Annotated in this window: 16 protein-coding genes; 9 read left to right on the plus strand and 7 right to left on the minus strand. The window is 52.8% G+C overall.

All coding sequences use genetic code 11. From position 1 onward, the window contains the following. Positions 1–69 precede the first annotated feature (69 nt). The 9 genes from N9C89_RS09435 to N9C89_RS09475 all read left to right on the plus strand — a co-directional run bounded on the left by N9C89_RS09435 (position 70) and on the right by N9C89_RS09475 (position 11,029). Positions 70–2,034, plus strand: coding sequence for a glycosyltransferase family 2 protein (locus tag N9C89_RS09435; protein ID WP_263953628.1), 1,965 nt, complete (start codon positions 70–72; stop codon positions 2,032–2,034). Continuing rightward, entirely contained in the window at positions 2,027–2,965 is a 939-nt protein-coding gene (locus tag N9C89_RS09440; protein ID WP_263953629.1) for a hypothetical protein, read from the plus strand. Before N9C89_RS09435 ends, N9C89_RS09440 begins: the two co-directional genes overlap by 8 nt. Before the next feature lie 110 nt (positions 2,966–3,075). Then, positions 3,076–3,921 carry a hypothetical protein gene (locus N9C89_RS09445; protein ID WP_263953630.1) on the plus strand — a complete coding sequence of 282 codons (846 nt, stop codon included), beginning with the start codon at positions 3,076–3,078 and terminating at the stop codon, positions 3,919–3,921. A gap of 90 nt (positions 3,922–4,011) precedes the next feature. After that, entirely contained in the window at positions 4,012–4,692 is a 681-nt protein-coding gene (locus N9C89_RS09450; RefSeq protein WP_263953631.1) for a class I SAM-dependent methyltransferase, read from the plus strand. 225 nt (positions 4,693–4,917) lie between these two features. Further along, positions 4,918–6,018: a Gfo/Idh/MocA family protein gene (locus tag N9C89_RS09455; protein ID WP_263953632.1), complete on the plus strand. Its 1,101-nt coding sequence runs from the start codon at positions 4,918–4,920 to the stop codon at positions 6,016–6,018. Positions 6,019–6,027: 9 nt separating this feature from the next. After that, a complete protein-coding gene (locus N9C89_RS09460; protein WP_263953633.1) occupies positions 6,028–6,675 on the plus strand; it encodes a ThuA domain-containing protein in 648 nt (215 codons plus the stop codon). A 221-nt stretch (positions 6,676–6,896) separates the two neighbouring features. Then, a complete protein-coding gene (locus N9C89_RS09465; protein WP_263953634.1) occupies positions 6,897–8,813 on the plus strand; it encodes a tetratricopeptide repeat-containing sulfotransferase family protein in 1,917 nt (638 codons plus the stop codon). A 141-nt stretch (positions 8,814–8,954) separates the two neighbouring features. Beyond that, on the plus strand, positions 8,955–9,731 hold the full coding sequence (locus N9C89_RS09470) for a DeoR/GlpR family DNA-binding transcription regulator (protein ID WP_263953635.1): 777 nt from the start codon (positions 8,955–8,957) through the stop codon (positions 9,729–9,731). A 26-nt stretch (positions 9,732–9,757) separates the two neighbouring features. After that, a complete protein-coding gene (locus tag N9C89_RS09475; RefSeq protein WP_263953636.1) occupies positions 9,758–11,029 on the plus strand; it encodes a class II D-tagatose-bisphosphate aldolase, non-catalytic subunit in 1,272 nt (423 codons plus the stop codon). Between the two features lie 12 nt (positions 11,030–11,041). Here the strand turns inward: N9C89_RS09475 and N9C89_RS09480 are convergent, their stop codons facing one another. The 7 genes from N9C89_RS09480 to N9C89_RS09510 are packed head-to-tail and all read right to left on the minus strand — an operon-like array spanning position 11,042 to position 18,196. After that, positions 11,042–11,818, minus strand: coding sequence for a copper homeostasis protein CutC (locus N9C89_RS09480; RefSeq protein ID WP_263953637.1), 777 nt, complete (start codon positions 11,816–11,818; stop codon positions 11,042–11,044). Beyond that, the gene (gene nagA, locus N9C89_RS09485; RefSeq protein ID WP_263953638.1) at positions 11,778–12,923 is read right to left on the minus strand and encodes an N-acetylglucosamine-6-phosphate deacetylase; all 1,146 of its coding nucleotides are present in this window, start codon (positions 12,921–12,923) and stop codon (positions 11,778–11,780) included. Before nagA ends, N9C89_RS09480 begins: the two co-directional genes overlap by 41 nt. Positions 12,924–12,977: 54 nt before the next feature. Beyond that, positions 12,978–13,889 carry an ROK family protein gene (locus tag N9C89_RS09490; protein ID WP_263953639.1) on the minus strand — a complete coding sequence of 304 codons (912 nt, stop codon included), beginning with the start codon at positions 13,887–13,889 and terminating at the stop codon, positions 12,978–12,980. Further along, entirely contained in the window at positions 13,886–14,968 is a 1,083-nt protein-coding gene (locus N9C89_RS09495) for an SIS domain-containing protein (RefSeq protein WP_263953640.1), read from the minus strand. Before N9C89_RS09495 ends, N9C89_RS09490 begins: the two co-directional genes overlap by 4 nt. Then, on the minus strand, positions 14,965–15,969 hold the full coding sequence (locus N9C89_RS09500; protein ID WP_263953641.1) for an SIS domain-containing protein: 1,005 nt from the start codon (positions 15,967–15,969) through the stop codon (positions 14,965–14,967). Before N9C89_RS09500 ends, N9C89_RS09495 begins: the two co-directional genes overlap by 4 nt. Further along, positions 15,966–17,102 (minus strand): Gfo/Idh/MocA family protein, encoded by a 1,137-nt coding sequence (locus N9C89_RS09505; RefSeq protein ID WP_263953642.1) that lies wholly within the window; start codon positions 17,100–17,102, stop codon positions 15,966–15,968. Before N9C89_RS09505 ends, N9C89_RS09500 begins: the two co-directional genes overlap by 4 nt. Further along, on the minus strand, positions 17,099–18,196 hold the full coding sequence (locus N9C89_RS09510) for an ABC transporter ATP-binding protein (RefSeq protein WP_263953643.1): 1,098 nt from the start codon (positions 18,194–18,196) through the stop codon (positions 17,099–17,101). Before N9C89_RS09510 ends, N9C89_RS09505 begins: the two co-directional genes overlap by 4 nt. Positions 18,197–18,262: the final 66 nt, after the last annotated feature.

Below are 18,262 nucleotides of genomic sequence, written 5' to 3' on the forward strand. Positions count from 1 at the left end.
CGCGAAACAAGGGTAAGCGGCTTTGCACAACTTGGCCAAAGCAAACGAGCATTCAGGACAGACACCTACATGGCAGAGCAAACACCAAGCATCCCTCAAGGAGCCCCGCTCTGGCTTGAAGACCTGCGCCCCGGTTCCAATCGTGAAGGTTTTTTTGAAAAGGGCAACAAACATAGCCTGCTCTTTGTCAAGAGATCGAAGAGCCATCTGTATGTGAGTTTTGACAACCTATCGAACGTGTTTGAGGAGGCCATTGATCGCTCCCCTTGGGGCTACAAATTTGCCCGTGACATTGGAGTTTCGCATCTCGGAGTATTTGCGCATATCAAAGGCTGGTATCGCGACGCCGAATTAATCCGGCGTTTTGAGGCCCTTGCAAGAGACGGCTTTTTTGACAACTACGAACGCGTAGTGTTTGCCGGCGTTTCCATGGGGGGCTTTGCAGCGCTCAAGTTCGCCTCGCTTGTTCCGGGCGCTCATGTCGTCGCGATCAACCCGCAAAGCACACTCGACCCAAGCATCGTGCCTTGGGAGACACGCTATATCGTCGGCCAGCGGCAAGACTGGACACTCCCTTTGAATGACGCAGCAGAGCTCACAAAAAATATGGGCCGCGTGAATCTTTTCTGGGATCCGTATCACGAACTTGACACGCGACACATCGAGAGGTTCGAAGGCCCGAATATACACAAATTCAAATGCTGGTTCTCACGCCACAAAACGGCGGTTTTCCTACGAAAGATTGATGCGCTTAAACCTGTTATTCAACACGCAATCTTCGACGAGCTAACGGAAAAGGAGTTCTACCGCCTCTACCGAAACCGTCGAAAACTGCCTTGGTATCGAGGCTCGGTATCGAACTATTTCCGAAACAGCGGACGCGAGAAAATTGCTGATCGATTTGACATGGTGTTCCGCGAACGGCTTCGTGAAAAAGCGACCCCCAATAAATTGGCGCAGGAAATTGCCCCTGACACGGATGAGAGCCGTGCGCGCATCGTGAAGCCAAAACCACTCAATGTCTCACCGGCCCATTTTTCATTGAGCAAACGCGTTATTGTAACAACGATGAAAAATGAAGGTCCATTCATGCTCGAATGGATTGCCTATAATCGTAGTATCGGGTTCACCGATTTCCTGATTTACACCAACGATTGCGTTGACGGCACCGACAAGATCGCAATGCGCCTTGAAGAACTTGGTATCGCAAAGCACCTGCCTAATCCTTCTCGGAACAAAATTAACTACCAACTGTCCGCATTACGCCATTCAATGAAACAACCATTGGTTCAAAACGCCGAATGGTTGCTTTGCGCAGATTGCGACGAGTTTCTAAATATTCGCGTAGGCAGCGGCCATCTCGATGATCTATTTTCTGCGGTTGGTGACGCAGATGCGATCTCCGCGTGCTGGAAATTGTTTGGGAATAGTGGGCGTGAAGAGTACCATGACGAACTTATTGTCGCTCAGTTCGACTGGGCCTGCGGGGAAAACAACTTCCCCAATGTTCGCACGGCTGGACTAAAAACGCTCGTCAAAAACAACGACAAACTCGACCGCCTAAAAGTCCACAGACCTATCTTTAAAGACAGCGCAGAAAACATAGCATGGGTCGACGGAGGCGGCAAAACTATGCCCGATGCCTACTTAGATCGCGGATGGCGTGCCCACCCGAACTTCACGCATGACTTCGTTCGACTTCATCATTACGCGGTGCGTTCGGTAGATAGCTTTCTAGTCAAACGTGATCGAGGGCGAACCAACCATGTCGGCGACGACCAGGGCCTAAATTACTGGTCAGATATGAACCAAAACGAAGCACAAGACACTTCGATGCTCTCAGCAATTCCTGCGCTAGAACGCGAACTGTCAAGCTTGATGCAAGATCCAACACTATCAGAATTGCACCAAAAGGCGTGTGACTGGCACAGAGATAAGATCACAAACCTGAAACAGCGTGATGGATGGGATGAATTTCGTGAAACTATCGGTAAGATTAATGCCGCCCCGAAAGTTGTTGCTGTAGATGACTAGCGAGAAAAACGAGCCGAATGTGATCATACATGCTGGCGTGGTTAAAACCGCATCAAGCTATCTTCAGGCAATTCTTAAGCGCAACTCAGGTCGCCTGCGGAAAGCGGGTGTAAACTATGTGCATCATAGGGATACGAGGAAAAACTATACCGTTCCTTGCCAACTTAATGCCCGAGAGAAGCTTGGAATTAATTTCGAGCCCAAAGTTTCTGATCAAGAATTGCTTGAAATATCGCGGGCGTTTTTCAGAAACCAAAGTGCGAAAGATTTCCAAAGACTTATACTTTCAGACGAAAATATTCTGGGACATAGTGGGCATTGTGCAAGAGTAGGGAGACTATTTACTTTACGTAAAATGTTTGCTGGCGTTTTTGCCGAACATATTCCCCACCCAGTAACCGAAGTTCATTTCGCCATTCGAAATTACGCAAGTTTTTATTCTTCAACATACGTCGAATACCTAAGATCCGCACAAGCAGACCGCATCGTAACTGAAAATTCTATGAAAAAGCTTGTATACTCAAAGCATGTCAGCTGGGAAGGTGTTGCTTCGGTTGTTTTAAATACTTTTCCAGAGGCAGATGTATTTGTTTGGCGCTTCGAAGATTTGAGTGAGCTCTCAAGCACTATCCTTCAAAACCTCTGCGGCCAAGAGATCGACGTCAGTAAATTTGCGTCACCGAATCGCAAACGTACACGCCCATCAGCCTCGCAGAGAGCGGTAGAAGTACTATTTAATTCCATTGAAAGGTTTGGTGCTGACGCTGCTCTTGCAAATTGGGCGAAGATCCAAGAACAATATCCACGTGGGGACGAGTACCAAGCTTACAATCCATGGACAAAAGACGAACGGATTCATTTGACCAATCTTTATCATCATGACGTCAAACAACTCGCCTCACTACCTCGTGTGAACTTTCTTTCGCCATGAAAAAGTTCCACCGTTATTTATTATTGGCAAACCAATTGGCTTCTGATTGAAGTCGACTGAGGAAGCAATGTGTAGCAGAGATTTTTCACTATGCTCCAGAGATGGAAACTATGAGTAAACCGACTATTGCCATGCTCTGGGTCGAGGGCCCGCTGAGTTACCTCGAACAGCTCTGCATTCAATCGTTTCTAGATGTCGGCCATGACGTGGTTTTGTATCACTACGGTGAAGTTCAGAACGTTCCGGCAGGCGTGACATTGGCTCATGGCAATGAAATTCTTAACCGCGACAACTTTATCAAGCACGGCCGCACAAACAGCCTCGCTCTTTTTTCGGATGTATTCCGCTATCACCTACTTACCAAATCAGAAAACACCATCTGGGCAGATACAGATGCCTATTGTGTCAAACCGTTTGAAACTGAAACTGGCCATTATTTCGGCTGGGAATCCGAACGCCACATCAATGGAGGTGTGCTCGGTTTGCCATCAGACAGCCCTGCTTTAGGCGGCTTACTAAAAATGACGGAGGACGAATTTACAATACCCGAATGGTACAGAGAAAGAGTAAAGAATAAAATGCGAGCTCGCGCGCAAGCCGGACACCCTACTCATGTTAGTGACCTACCTTGGGGCACTTGGGGACCACAAGCTGTCACCCATTTTTTACACAAATCGGGCGAGTCCAAATATGCTTTCGCTCGTGAGGTACTCTATCCTGTCCCGTTTGAGCACCGGCGCAAAATAGTTAATGCCCTCAAAAGAGACAAAGTGGACACCTATCTCACTGAAAATACCACTTCAATCCATTTGTATGGAAGGCGCATGCGTAGAATGTTAGCGAAACGAAACAACGGAATCCCTGAGGAAGGCGGCCTATTTCACAGCCTTCTGACAAAGCATGGAATTGACCCAACGCAAGCTCCTGTAATCAGCAGAGACGCAGCTGTAGAGTAAACAAATGGGACGGGTATTCTAATGGGTGTTGATTATGCTTCCCTGAGTCAACTTTTGAAGATTATCCCACAGATCCCTAAAAAAAATCGGATGCTTATGTTGGGTAGGCAAGGGCTCCACGTCAACCGCCCTCGCCTAAGACGCGCGGCAAACCGATTGCTTGATGAGTTCCAACCTGAACTGACAATAGAAGAGCTTGAACAGGAAGATGGTTTTGCCGAGCCACTATTCGAAGCTCTCGGTGTTCAGCGCGTCCAGAGCTTGGATTACTCCCAGTTTGAAGGTGCAAGTTTTGCACATGACCTGAACACACCCATCCCTTCTGAACTGGTGGGAAAGTTTGATATCGTGCTCGACGGCGGTACGCTTGAACACGTGTTTGACGTTAAAACGGCCATGACAAATGCGTTTGACCTCCTCGCGCCGGGCGGCACCTTTATTGCGGCCTCACCAGGGAATAACTGGTTTGCACACGGTTTCTACCAGTTCGGACCAGAGTTGGTATTCTCCTTCTGGAAGCGGACAAAAGGGTGCGAAGTTTTGCAATGCACTTTCCTTCCCGAATTCCCCCGGGATGCGCCATTTGAAATAGAAGACCCTTACGAAACAAAGCGTCGGCTTCGAATGGCGAAGAAGCTTGTACCGCAACGATGCTATTTGTTCTACGTGGTTCGGAAACCACTCGAAGCATCAGACGTGAGCGAAACACCACTGCAAGGCGATTACACTCACCGATGGTCAGAAGCCGGTTCCGGCGGTGACGGAGCATAACAATATAGTCGAGCTGATTTGGCGATTGACGCCTGCTCCTGTGATATTTATTTTACCAACTAACTTAAATACACCGAAACTCAGTAAAAGCGAGGAATCCAGCCGTAAAGACGCGGCGACCGCGGTTTGGCATGCGCCGAATTTAAGCGCATCCGCCTCATCGCACACACATATATTGCAGTCTTCACACACATAGGGCGCCTTAGCTGGCGCGGGAGGGAATACGTGACGAAGAAAATAGGCATTGGCGTCATAGGATGTGGCAACATTTCCGACGCCTATCTCAAGGCCGCGCCGCAGTTTGGTGTCTTGAACATGGTGGCCTGCGCCGACATCAATCTTTCTGTTGCCGAAGAAAAAGCCGCAACCTATGGCATCGAGGCTTTGAGCGTTGAGGCTTTACTCGCGGACGATCGCATTGACATTGTTCTAAATCTGACAACGCCTCAATTCCATGTTGAGGTGGGCAAGAAAGCTCTGAACGCGGGCAAACATGTATATTCCGAGAAGCCGCTCGCGGTGACGATGAAGGAAGCGATGGAGCTTGTTGATCTAGCGCGGGAAACCGGCCTTCGTGTCGGCTGCGCACCAGACACGTTTTTTGGCGGTTCACACCAAACCGCGCGTAAACTTCTGGATGCGGGCGAGATCGGCGCGATTAATGCCGGCAGTGCTTACATGATGGTACCAGGGCACGAAAGCTGGCACCCGAACCCAGATTTTTATTACAAAGCTGGCGGCGGCCCACTGCTGGATATGGGCCCTTACTATATCACCGCCCTGATCAACATGATCGGCCCCGTGTCCTCTGTTCTCGGAGCGGCAACACGTTCCTATGAAAAGCGCGAAATCGGTTCAGGTGAGCGTGAGGGCGAGAGTTTCGACGTTGAAATCGACACACATATCTCCGGCATCATGACCTTTGTCAGCGGCGCGCAGGTTACGATCACGACAAGTTTCGATGTTCACAAGCACGAACACAACCATATCGAGCTCTACGGGACTAAGGGATCAATGGTTGTCCCTGATCCAAACTGTTTTGATGGGGATGTTAAGATTTCGGAAGGCAGCGGCGATTGGGTCACTGCTGAACAAACTCATAAATACGGGGACGGCAACTATCGCATTCTCGGCCTTGCGGATATGGCACAAGCCATTGTGGATGACCGCCCGCATCGCGCCAGCCTTGAACTTTCACTTCATGTCCTTGAGGTGATGGAAGGCATCCTGACCGCCGCAGACACAAAGGCGATCGTTGAAATGAAACATCTATGTAAACGGCCGGAAGCCCTACCGGACAGCTTGCCGTTTGGCCAACTCGGATAGGAACACAAAATGACACAGAAAAAAGCACTCATCGTTTGGGGCGGATGGGAGGGCCACACGCCCGAACAAAGCGCCGAGGTTATGAAAGAAACTCTCGAAAGCAACGGATTTGACGTGACTCTTGAAGCGTCAACCAAAGCCTTCGCCGATCCTGATCTTGGCCGTTTTGACCTCATTATGCCGGTCATCACCATGTCGACGATTGAGAAGGAAGAGCTTGAGAACCTGATCAAGGCTGTACGCACAGGCTCTGGTCTTGCTGGCTTCCATGGCACAATGTGTGACAGTTTCCGGAATGAACCCGATTACCAATTCATGACTGGTGGGCAGTGGGTCGCGCATCCGGGCGATATCATCGACTATTCAATTCAGATTTCACCAACCGGCGATCCAATTACCGAGGGGCTCTCTGATTTTGACTACCACTCTGAGCAATACTACATGCATGTAGATCCTTCTATCGAAGTCCTCGCAACGACAACATTCGACGGTAGCCGCTTTGAAGAAATCGATGGCGTCGTGATGCCTGTTGTCTGGAAACGCAAGTTCGGTAAAGGACGTGTTTTCTATAGCGCGCTTGGTCACATCGCTGATGAATTCAAAGTTCCGGAAATGAAAACCATGATGGAACGCGGTGCGCTCTGGGCCGCACGCTAAGACCAGTACAAACACCAAATGCTAGCGCGGGTATTCCGTGCTGGCCTTACTCAAACAAACCCACCAAACACACTCCAGACAAAACGGCGCAACGGTCGCCCCTGCCCCCTTTCCCTTCGTTGCGCAATAGTCCAATAACAGTTGGACATTCCATTGCGGCACTGGTGCATATCCAAAATTGCCGTGCTATGTTTCGCGCAGGACAATACAGGACAGACGGTATGGGAAAAATTTCGGTCGATAAGGCGCTACTCCTCGCCAAATCTCACGTGCGCAAAGGCGAACACGAAGAGGCTCGCCAACAGTTAGAAGCCGTGGTTCAGGCCTTCCCGAACAACAAGCGCGCAAAAGCAGCCCTCGCGTCGCTCGGCGTACAAAAAACCAAAGACGGCCTACCGCCACAGGATGCCGTTCGCACCCTTACCAACCTCCTAAACCAAGGTCGTTTCAAGCAAGCAATTCCGCCGCTGAAGAAACTCTTGGCAGCCTACCCAAAGGCCGCTGATCTGTGGAATTTTCTGGGGATTTGCTACACGCAATCCGGCGATCCTGAAAACGGCGCAACTGCGTTCAAAAAGGCCTCGCAACTCGAACCCAAAGTGCCTGATGGACATATCAACCTCGCGAATGCGCTAAAGTCACAAGAGAAATACGACGAAGCGATCCAAAGCTATAAACGCGCACTCAAGATCGTTCCAAACCATCTCGATGCCAGCTACAACTTGGCGGTGACGCTGAAGTCGCAAGGCAAGCACGACGAAGCAATCGAAGCCTACAAGCGCGTTATCGAACTCGACAAAGATTATTTCGATGCCTACTTCAACCTTGGTGAATTGTACTTTGCAATGCATCAACACGATGACGCCATCGAAACATACAAGGAATGTGTGCGCCTTAAGCCCACATTCGTAGATGCCCAGAGGTTCCTCGCAAACAACTACCGCAAGCGCGGTTACAATGAGGAAGCTGCCGCGAATTATCTGAGGACGCTTGAACTCGACCCAGAGAACCACGGCCTCATGAAGGACCTTTCATCAATATATAACAACATGGGCCAATTCGAAGAGGCTGAGAAATGGCTCAAACGTGCGCTTGAGATCAAGCCGGACTTCGCCGAGGCGCATCGATTACTCGCGATGCAAAACAAATACACGGAAGACGACCCTCACCTTGCCACTATGCTTTCGATGTATAACGATCCAGAATTAGAAGACGAAGTGCGTATGCAAATCTGTTCGGGTCTATCCAAAGCTATGGGTGATATTGGAAAGACAAAAGAGTCATTTGAGTTCCTTAAGGAATCCAACGCACTGCACAAAAAGATTCTGGACTACGATATCCAGAAAGACATCGATCTTTTCGACAAAATCAAAAGCACCGCAGATAAGGTTCAACGTGCCTCCCTCAAGGCCAAGCCAGCAGAAGAAGGCGATACGCCTGTTCCAATCTTCATTTTGGGCATGCCCCGTTCTGGAACCACGCTTACAGAGCAAATTCTCTCTGCCCACCCCGAAATTGCCGGTGCGGATGAGCTCCCTTATGTTGGCGCTTTTGGTGGCGACATAAAAGTAGGCGACAAGCCCGCGAATGCCGAAACTATTCGGGAGTTTCGCAAGAAATACATGGACTTGCTCATTAAGCACGCCGACGGCAAGCCCTATGTCACCGATAAGATGCCGCACAACTTCAACTCTATTGGCCTGATATGCGCGGCCTTCCCCGAAGCGAAGATCATCCATATTGATCGTGAAGCTGCCGCGATTTGTTGGTCGAACTACAAAACGTTCTTCCCCGCGGTTGGTCTGGCATACTGCCACGATTTATCGGATGTCGTTGACTACTACTTCTTGTTCGAAGACCTGATGAATTTCTGGTGGGAACGCTATCCTGACCGGATGTACCGTCTCGACTACGAAGAGCTTACTCGAAATCAGGAAGAAGAGACCCGCAAGCTCATTGATTATATCGGTGTTGAATGGGACGACGCCTGTCTTTCACCGCAAAAGAACACCCGAAGCATCAAAACGGCGTCGCTTCGTCAGGCGCGGCAGGCTGTTTACTCGGGCAGCTCTAAAGCTTGGGAGAAGTTCGCCCCCTACCTTGACGGTGCCTTTGATCGGCTTCCCGCTAAGAATTAACCTGTCGGTAAGAACAAAGTTTCAGGGCGCCTTGTTTCAGGCGCCCTTTTTCATGCGTGACGCATACAATCTTAAACGATCAAAATTTTGATTGAATAAGATCGCCTTCACTGCTACACCCCAGTTGAAAGAGGAGCGCGCATGACAACGCCACGACAAAACCAACTTCTGGCTTTGCTGCTAAAACGCGGTCAAACTCAGGTACAGGATATTGCGCAAGAACTCGGCGCGTCGCTTGCGACCGTCCGCAGGGACCTCACGGATTTGGAAGCACAAGGGCGTGTGGAGCGGCTGCATGGCGCTGCGCAAATTGCCTCAGCTGCACGAGAAGAAGTCGCATTCGCCGCGCGCGAGAGTGTGAATGCCCGTGCAAAACGAACCATCGCTGCGACCGCATTCGGTGCTGTCAAACCGGGTGCGACTGTTTTTCTGGACGCGAGCACAACAGTGTTGCAACTCGTGCGCCATATCATTGCGATGGACCAACCAATCAAGGTGTTCACCAACAGCCTTCGCGTTGCGCAGGAGCTAGCGCTGGTCTCGCACGTTGATCTATCGTTGATCGGCGGGCGCGTTCGGGAAGAGAACCTCTCGATGGTTGGGCCGTTGGCCTGCGCGGCTTTGAATAATTTGTGGATTGATCAGCTTTTCCTCGGCGCTACGGCGATTGATAACGAAGGAACCCTCTCAAGCGTTGATGCGGATGAAGCTGCTGTGAATGCGACGATGATGGCGCGCGCGGCGGAAACATTCATTCTTGCGGACAGCTCCAAATTCGAGAAGCGCGCCACGCACGCCGTCACCACTCTACGCGAAGGTCACAGGCTGATCACCGACCTCCCGCCCCCACCCGCCTTTGCCGCACACGCAAAACGCGCTGACATTTCACTCACGATCGCCAATTCGGCTGATACTTAATTTACCACCCAACTCAGAGGTGCCACATGACTCCCCTTGACCGTTTTCTCGCCTTGCCAACATCTTTTAACGAAGGTCACAAACGTGGGCTGACAAGCGTCTGTTCCGCGCACCCGTTGGTTATCGAAGCGGCTCTTCTGGAGGCCTCCGAAGCCGAAGAGACGCCTTGTATCGAAGCGACCTGTAATCAGGTCAATCAAGATGGTGGCTACACGGGAATGACGCCACAGGACTTTCGCGATCTTGTGTTTTCCATAGCGCGAAAACTTGAGATTGATCCTAATGGAATTCTTCTCGGTGGAGATCATCTTGGCCCGAACCCTTGGCGCGACCTTCCAGCAAAAGAAGCAATGGCGAAAGCTCTGACGATGACACACGCCTATGCAGCAGCAGGGTTTGGCAAGATCCATCTTGATGCCTCAATGTCTTGTGCTGATGACCCCACCCCCTTGCCTGCCAAAACCGTTGCGGAACGCGCTGCGCTCTTGGCACAAGCCGCCGAAGAAGGCGCCGCATCTGCAGGGCACCCGTTACCGGGGTATATCATCGGCACCGAGGTTCCAGTGCCCGGAGGTGCAGCAGAGGCGCTGGATCATGTGGTTGTTTCCAACCCGCAAGACGCCGAGGAAACCATCAGCCTCCATCAAGAGTCTTTTAAATCAAACAAGTTAGATGCAGCACTTGATCGCGTCGTTGCGCTTGTGGTGCAGCCTGGTGTGGAATTTGGGCAAACAGACATCCACCGCTATAACCGTATTGAGGCGCGCGATTTGATTGCTTGGCGGGATGCAGCGGGAAAGCTGGTTTTTGAGGCGCACTCGACCGATTACCAAACAGCACAGGCGCTCACCGAACTGGTTGTTGACGGTTTTGCTATTCTCAAAGTCGGCCCGGGACTGACCTTCGCATTGCGAGAGGCATACTATTCTCTTGATCAGATCGCTGGCGACATATCTGCAGAATACGAGGCGGGAACGCTTGCTGGCGTTATGGAAGACGTTATGCAGCGCAATCCACAATACTGGCAGCCCTATGTTGAAGGCGACACCGATGAGCAATATCGCCAGCGGCACGAAGGCCTGTCTGATCGTATCCGCTATTTGTGGCCGGATGCAGCGGCGGTTGCAGCTATAGATCGGCTGATGATGCAGTTTGCGGGTAAGACGGTATCTGTCGAGCAGCTTGGAAAGCACCATCCAGACCTGAAAGTGACGGCTCCAATGACGGCGCGCGATGTTATCATTCAAGCCGTACGCCAAGCGCTATCTGGCTATACATCGGCCTGTAAACAAGGCTGAGACAGCACAATATTAAGAAACCAGCGCGTCCAAAGTGGCGCGCATTTCTGAAATCTTAGCTGCGTCAGTCTCGCGTAAACCTGGGGTTGCGAAGCCGAATTTTGTGCTCAAAGCGTCAGCAACCACTGCTGTGCTGCAGGATGCGTGAAAGGACGTTGCGCCGGTCTCTCGCGCCAACATACTGACATTTCCCGCACTCACGCCGCTCCCAACGACAATCTCAATTAGTTCTCCAGCGTGCGCAACAAGCCGCCGCAAACGCTCGCCTCCGTCAACTGCACGCGGTGCCCCACCAGAGGTCAGTATCCGCTTAAATCCTAGATCAACAACCTGATCCATAGCTTCAAACGGATCATCAAGACAATCTATTGCGCGATGAAGAGTCAGGCTCAGATCTTTGGCAGCCTCAACCATGCGTTGAAGGTTTGGCAGGTCGAGCGCCCCGTTCTTGATTGCGCCGATGACGATCCCGCTTAGCCCTGCACGGCGAACGCACGCGATATCATGAAGCATCTGCTCCATCTCGGCATCGTTATATGTGAAGTCACCAGCGCGAGGGCGGATCATTGCATGCACGTCTACGCGGCTACTGCGTGCGCGTTCGATCAAACCCGCAGAAGGCGTAAGCCCACCGATTTCAAGCGCACTGCAAAGCTCAATCGTGTCGGTTCCTGTTTGTGCAGCACCCAGCCCTGAAGCCGTATCAACACAGACCTCAAGCTTCAGGTGTTGCGCATCGATTTGTGATTTAGGCATCATGTTTTGAAGGCTGAACAGCGATCTGCGCATCGAGCGCGCCGACATACTCGAGCTGCTCACTCAAGAGAATTACGTCCTCAATATTCCGACCCTGCAGCTGTCCAACGTCTGTCAGCCCCATACAAGCGGCCGGTACGGATGTGGCCATCTGCAATGCTTGGTCCAACGGAATTTTCACCTTCTCAACCAGACGCTTAACGCCCTCTGCTTGTGTAACATGCGCGCCTGCGAGGCTGCCCTCGGCGTTCACGAGCCTGCCGTCTTTGAGGTATATCGTGTCCCCATAAAGACTAAAGTGATCGCTCCCTCCGACCGTCGCCATGGCATCTGATACAAGGAACATGCGCCCGCGCGTTGGCCGCGCACGAATGGCGAGCCCAACCATGGCATCAGCCACGTGATATCCATCGCAAATAATACCAGAATAAAGGTCTGAATTTATGACACCGCCAACCGCGCCGGGAGCGCGTCCAACCATCGGAGACATGGCGTTAAACAGGTGCGTCGCACAACGCGCACCGGCCTTGATCGCTGCCTCAATTTGCTCCGCGGTTGCATCCGTATGCCCGATGGAAACGACGGCCCCCATATCCGACAGGACCGCGATATCCTCACATGACACGGCATCTGGCGCGAGCGTAATCATCACGGCGATATCAGCGTGACGCAACTTGGCCACTGCCTTCATCGTCCGCTCATCCATAGGGCGCACAAAACGCTCCAAGTGAGTGCCTCTGCGGACAGGTGCGATATGTGGACCTTCGATGTGCAGGCCTAATATTCCCTGATCGCCCTTGGCCTCGATCGCGGCATCGACAGCTTGATCGACGACCTCTGCGCGGTCTGTGATAACAGTCGGCAAAATACCGACCGTTCCAAATTTGCGGTGAGCGGCGACAATTGTTTGCATGCCCGCACGGCTTGGATCGGCGTTGAGCATAACATCCCCGCCACCGTTGACCTGAAGATCGATGAAGCCGGGTGTTACTGTGCCGTTGACCTTGGTTTCAGAGGCGGTATCGGGCGCACCTTCCTCGCGGACTTCCGCGATGCGCCCGTCCTTGACGCGAAGACTCGCGCCGCTCAAAAGCTTTTGCCCGTCAAACAGCCGATCTGGTGTAATCCACCGCTCCATCACTGTCCCTCCGAACCAAGAAATGTATTGATTGCCCTTCGGCAAGCTCGCCGACTACCCATTGCTCTGCTCCTGATAGGCTGCATAGGCCGCGCCCCGTGCACCGCTTGCATCGCCACCTTGGGCAAGTCGGATCGGCGGTATGCCAAAATCACCGAGCTGCGCCTTTTGCGCCTGGCTTTGCAGGACGTCAGTCAGCCCCTCGATTTTAGAGAGGCCACCACCAAGGATGATAACATCGGGATCAATCGCGAGCGTCAGATTGCACAGAAGCTCCGCAGTCAGCGCACTCCAGACTTCCCAGACTTGCATCGCTTTGGCGTCTGTCTCTTTGCGCTCTACGATCTGGGGTGGCTTTAGGTCTTCGCCCATGATCGCCTTGGCCAAGCGTGTCATGCCCCGACCAGAAATATAGGTTTCAACACAGCCGACCCGCCCGCAGCCACATTGAACCGCAGGCAAGTTGTATTTTTGAAGCAAATGCGCCGGTGACGCCATATGGCCAAACTCGCCACCTGTTCGCGTGGGACCGGACAGAATGCTGCCTTTGACGGAAACGCCCCCACCGACACCTGTACCAAGGATCAAGGCAAGTACAGTTTCGGCGTCTTTGCCGACACCGAAAACAGCCTCCGAAAGAGCAAGGGCGCGGCAGTCATTTACATAGGTAATTGCGCGGCCAACGGCCTTTTCAACATCCAACTTAAGCGGCTTGCCCGTTGCGCAAAGATTTGCGGTAAGCGCGAGCTCTGTCGTGGGATTCAACAATCCGGCGGCGCCAATCCCGACCGGAATACTGGTTCCTGCTTCGGAGTCAGCCCAGCGAACGATATCCGCCAGTGCGCCAACGAGCGCATCGTAATCCTGTGGGGTATCAACCCGCTTGCGACTGGCAAGTTGCCATTCGTTATCAAACAGTTGCAGCTCAATTTTTGTGCCGCCAAGGTCGATACCTGCTGCGATCATGATGCCACCGGATAGAGTTTAACGCCCTCAACAACGCGGCTAAGTGTGCCGCGACCTGTGAATGGGTCATCAACGTTTAGACCAAGATCTTCAGCCCAGAGAACACCCGCGATCTGCGAGGATGCAACGCAAATCGGCGCCGACCATACGGCGCCGTATGGCATTTTGATATCGCATTCTGCACCTGCACCGATAGCCTGAACTGTCGCGTTGGGGAACTGGACCCGCAACTCTGAAACAAGATCAAGATCATAAGACCGAGCTGGCTCTTCGGGGCTGACAAAAACGTTAATAAGCGTGCCGTCAGTTACAAAGGACTTCGGCCCGTGGCGGAACCCGAGGCTACTGTCCCAGAGAGCGGGAATGTCTCCGGCGGATAGCTCCATAACCTTGAGCGCAGCTTCACGCGCGGCAAAGGCAAGAGAGCCAGAGCCCACATAAACAACGCGCTCTGGGCGCGGCGGAACTTTGGCAAATGCAGGCAGCAATTCCGCCAACTGGTCACCAAGATCGTTGAGCCGAGCGGAAACATCCGCTGGTGCATCAAAGAGCGCGAGTGATGTGAACAGCATGGTCGAGAAGCTGCTCGTCATGGCAAAACCGGCATCATGGGTTTCATCGGGAAGAACGATGACCTTGAGCGGTCCTTTGCTGTCTCGCGTGGCAAGGGCGCTCTTTTTGTTGCAAGTGATGTGAAGCCGTGGTGCCTCTGGTGCGAGCCCGTCGAGGGCATCAAGCGTACCAATGGTTTCCGTGCTATTTCCGGAACGGCCAAAGCTCACCACAAGCGGGTTGGCCCCATTCAGATAGGCTTGTGGGCGACTGACAAGGTCGGTTGTCGGCACCGAGCGGAACCGCAAACCAAGGTCTTTCCCTTCAAGTCCCGCAACAACAATATCACCGATATAGGCGCTTGTTCCCGCGCCGCAAAACCAGACTTCCTCTATTCCAAGGCCCGCGATCCATTCGCGCAGCCCCGCAACATCAAGCGTTTGGCCCCAGCTTTTCCAGATTTCGGGCTGGCGGTGAATTTCCTGCCATGTCGCCCATTTTTCGAGGGATTTGGTCGGAGAAGTCATTTGGTTTGTGTCACTTTTTTCAATGTGGAGGGGGTATCAGGATTGAGACCCAATGCAAGTGCGGTTTCGTGAATTGCGGTATACATAAAATTCAGCAGAAGCGCGGCGGCGGCAGCAGGCGTGACGCCGGAAACCCCAACGTCGCTTGGGCGAATGCGATGAACGTCGCATCCCACAGCCTTGAAGCGTTCTTCGGCCTGATCGAGGCTCTCTTGAGTTGATTCAAGGCCTGTATCAAGGAGGAGAACCATTAGCGGGTTGGTCGCAAGCTGAAGCGGGCCGTGTAATACCTCTGAGGAAGAATAGGCTTCCGCGTGGAGCGCGCAGCATTCCTTGAGTTTGAGCGCGACCTCAACAGCAGCGCCAAATCCCGTATCTCGCCCAATCACGTAAACGCTCTGTGCCCGAAGCAGCGCAGCACGCAGATCAGAATTGCGCGGATGGGTTGTTTGGGCCAATTGCAACGCCTCGACCGAAGCTTTGGTACGCGCGGCGTAGTCCGGCAAAAGCGCCGAGAGGATCGACATTCCCGCCGCGACCGAGCCAATCACGGTTTTCGTTGCAGGAACGGCAAGCTCTTCCCCTGCTCCAATCGGAACGGTCACATCTGAAGCCGCTTCGACAGCAGAGTTCGGTTGGTTCGTTAGCGCAACAACCGAAGCACCACTGGCAATCGCGCCTTTTGTCGACAACACAAGGTCATCGCTCGCGCCAGACTGCGAGATCACCAAAACCGCGTTGCCGTCCATGCCAACACCCGCACCAAGCGAGAACACCGAAGGTGGAAGCGAGGTCATAGGGATACGCAGTTCGCGCATAAATTCATAGCTCAGGATATTGGCCGCTGCATCAGAAGAGCCGCGTGCAATTGTATAGATCGCCTTTGCGCCTTTGAGCGCAGAGACTTCTGCGGACTGAAGCGCTGTCTTGCAAAACACATCACGGGCCTCGGCGGTTTCCTTGGCCATATGCGCGCCTGAGGCGAGAGTTTCGGTTGTCATTTTCTTAGTCCCCAACTGTCGAATTCGGCCCACGTCTCTGTGAGGTCGACCATTTTTCCGGTGATCCGCGACTCGTCCAGCGCCATGGCAGCAAGTCCGGCTTCAAGCGCATCCACCACGCCAACCGGCAAGGTTTCGCTATCGCCGCGCAGGAAGTCGGCAATGTCGGAGACCATCATGTGGTCTGCGCCGTAGTGCGCGGACATTTTGGCGGGATCGCCCTTGGTATAGTCATGCTCGGAAATGATGCTTCCGTCGCGCGCCGTTGCCTTGAGATACCCGCGTACAAAATCGCCCTCTGCCATGCCCAGCGCGCCCATCACACAGAAGCGGCGATGCTCGTCAGGCACATTGAGGTTGGTGTGAAACGCGAGGCTCGCACCGGTTTCATAATGAAGTATGGCGGTTTGATAATCGATGATATCGCCATCGGAATGGAACGGGTCGTCAATGCTCTGCCAGACAGATTTCTTGCGGTGCATGATCTCGTTTTCGGTGTTCGACGTCGGCGCAAACTCCGGCACAAAAGATTTCTTGCCGCCGAAGCTTGCAACACGGCTGGGGCGAGAGCGCGTCACCATGTTGTAGATATCAAGATCGTGGCAGCATTTCTCCAGCATGAACCCACCCGACCACGCGATCATCCGCCGCCAGTCACGCATGAAAAAGGCGCCATGGTAAGGAGCAATATGCTCGTTGGCTTCAAGCGATGTGATTGGGCCGAGCTCATCAAGAACGGCGCGCAGATCGACCATGTGCTGCGAATAGCGGAGCACAAGCCCAACCATTACTTGATCGGTGCCATGTTCGGACAGAAGCTGGGCCAGCTCCATGGTTTCTTCACGTGTTGTGACCACGGGCTTCTCGGTAAAAATCCGAACGCCAGCATCAAGACCAAGCTTGATATGCTCTAGGTGGAAGCTGTTTGGCGAGCCAACAAAGAACAGATCCGGCTTGGTTTCGGCCAGCATATTGGCCACATCGTCAAAGCGCGGAGTATCCTCGCCGATCATCGAAAGATATGTAGGCTGTGGGTCGTAGAACCCGACGAACTCTACCTCTGGCATGGTTTCCTTGAGGATCGACAACACATGCCCGGCCCGAAGGCCAATGCCTGCTGTTACGACTCTCATGCAACCAACTCCGGAGCGGCCTGACGGCGCAATACGTAGCCGTTGGCGTCAAATACGTGGCAATCTTCAGGCTTGATCTCAAGCGTTACGGAGCCGCCTTCTTTTACGCGAACATCGCCCGGCAAAGAGGCACAGAAGCGTGTATCACCGCCAATCGAGCCATATGAAATAGACGCGCCACCGAGGCGCTCAAGTACACGCACCTCAACTTCCACACCAGTCGTGCCGATCGTTACATCCTCAGGACGCACACCAACTTCAACGATGTCGCCTTTGCTTACAGTGGTTGTATCAACAGGCAGCACCATTTTGTGTCCGCCCTTGAGTTCCACACTGAGCCCGTTGGCGGTGTCGATGACGGTGGATGGGATAAAGTTCATGTTCGGCTGACCGATAAAGCCCGCCACGAATTTGGTCGCCGGATGGTGATAGAGCTCCATCGGTGTGCCGAATTGCTCAACGCGCCCACCATTAAGAACAACAATACGGTCGGCCATGGTCATCGCCTCGACCTGATCGTGGGTCACGTAAACCATAGTTGCGTCAAGGTCGCGGTGTAGCTGGCTCAACTCGACGCGCATATCGCCACGCAGGGCTGCATCGAGGTTGGAAAGCGGTTCGTCGAACAGGAAAACCTTGGGGTTGCGCACAATCGAACGGCCAATGGCCACACGTTGGCGCTGACCGCCGGAAAGCTGGCCAGGCTTCAGATCAAGCTTATCAGTAAGCTGGAGGATTTCGGCCGCGCGTTTCACACGCTGGTCAAGCTCGCCTTTTTCCATCTTCTGAACCCGAAGCGGAAAGGCGATATTTTCGTAAACGGAAAGATGCGGATAGAGCGCGTAGGACTGGAACACCATGGAGATACCACGATCCACTGGATGTGCGTCGCTTACGTCATTGCCGCCAATAAGGATTTTGCCCTCTGTCGCCTCTTCGAGACCCGCAATAATGCGTAGCAACGTTGATTTACCACAACCGGACGGTCCGACGAACACGACGAATTCCTTATCCTCGATTGCGAGGCTGATATCGTGCAGAACCTTGGCCGTTCCAAAAGATTTACTGATTGAGTTCAGATCAAGCGTCGCCATGGTACGGGCATCCTTTGATAAGAGAGGGAATTTAAGGTTGGGTGGGCAACCGAAGCCGCCCACCCG

The organism is Halocynthiibacter sp. SDUM655004 (genome assembly GCF_026015885.1).
GTDB classification, from domain to species: domain Bacteria; phylum Pseudomonadota; class Alphaproteobacteria; order Rhodobacterales; family Rhodobacteraceae; genus Falsihalocynthiibacter; species Falsihalocynthiibacter halioticoli.

Bases quoted from the DNA above. Each gene is read 5' to 3' on its own strand.
- N9C89_RS09505 (WP_263953642.1), bottom strand. From the start codon at position 17,102: ATGAGAGTCGTAACAGCAGGCATTGGCCTTCGGGCCGGGCATGTGTTG.
- N9C89_RS09450 (WP_263953631.1), top strand. From the start codon at position 4,012: ATGCTTATGTTGGGTAGGCAAGGGCTCCACGTCAACCGCCCTCGCCTA.
- N9C89_RS09435 (WP_263953628.1), top strand. From the start codon at position 70: ATGGCAGAGCAAACACCAAGCATCCCTCAAGGAGCCCCGCTCTGGCTT.
- N9C89_RS09490 (WP_263953639.1), bottom strand. From the start codon at position 13,889: ATGATCGCAGCAGGTATCGACCTTGGCGGCACAAAAATTGAGCTGCAA.
- N9C89_RS09440 (WP_263953629.1), top strand. From the start codon at position 2,027: ATGACTAGCGAGAAAAACGAGCCGAATGTGATCATACATGCTGGCGTG.
- N9C89_RS09475 (WP_263953636.1), top strand. From the start codon at position 9,758: ATGACTCCCCTTGACCGTTTTCTCGCCTTGCCAACATCTTTTAACGAA.
- N9C89_RS09465 (WP_263953634.1), top strand. From the start codon at position 6,897: ATGGGAAAAATTTCGGTCGATAAGGCGCTACTCCTCGCCAAATCTCAC.
- N9C89_RS09510 (WP_263953643.1), bottom strand. From the start codon at position 18,196: ATGGCGACGCTTGATCTGAACTCAATCAGTAAATCTTTTGGAACGGCC.
- N9C89_RS09445 (WP_263953630.1), top strand. From the start codon at position 3,076: ATGAGTAAACCGACTATTGCCATGCTCTGGGTCGAGGGCCCGCTGAGT.
- N9C89_RS09500 (WP_263953641.1), bottom strand. From the start codon at position 15,969: ATGACAACCGAAACTCTCGCCTCAGGCGCGCATATGGCCAAGGAAACC.
- N9C89_RS09470 (WP_263953635.1), top strand. From the start codon at position 8,955: ATGACAACGCCACGACAAAACCAACTTCTGGCTTTGCTGCTAAAACGC.
- N9C89_RS09460 (WP_263953633.1), top strand. From the start codon at position 6,028: ATGACACAGAAAAAAGCACTCATCGTTTGGGGCGGATGGGAGGGCCAC.
- N9C89_RS09495 (WP_263953640.1), bottom strand. From the start codon at position 14,968: ATGACTTCTCCGACCAAATCCCTCGAAAAATGGGCGACATGGCAGGAA.
- nagA (WP_263953638.1), bottom strand. From the start codon at position 12,923: ATGGAGCGGTGGATTACACCAGATCGGCTGTTTGACGGGCAAAAGCTT.
- N9C89_RS09480 (WP_263953637.1), bottom strand. From the start codon at position 11,818: ATGCGCAGATCGCTGTTCAGCCTTCAAAACATGATGCCTAAATCACAA.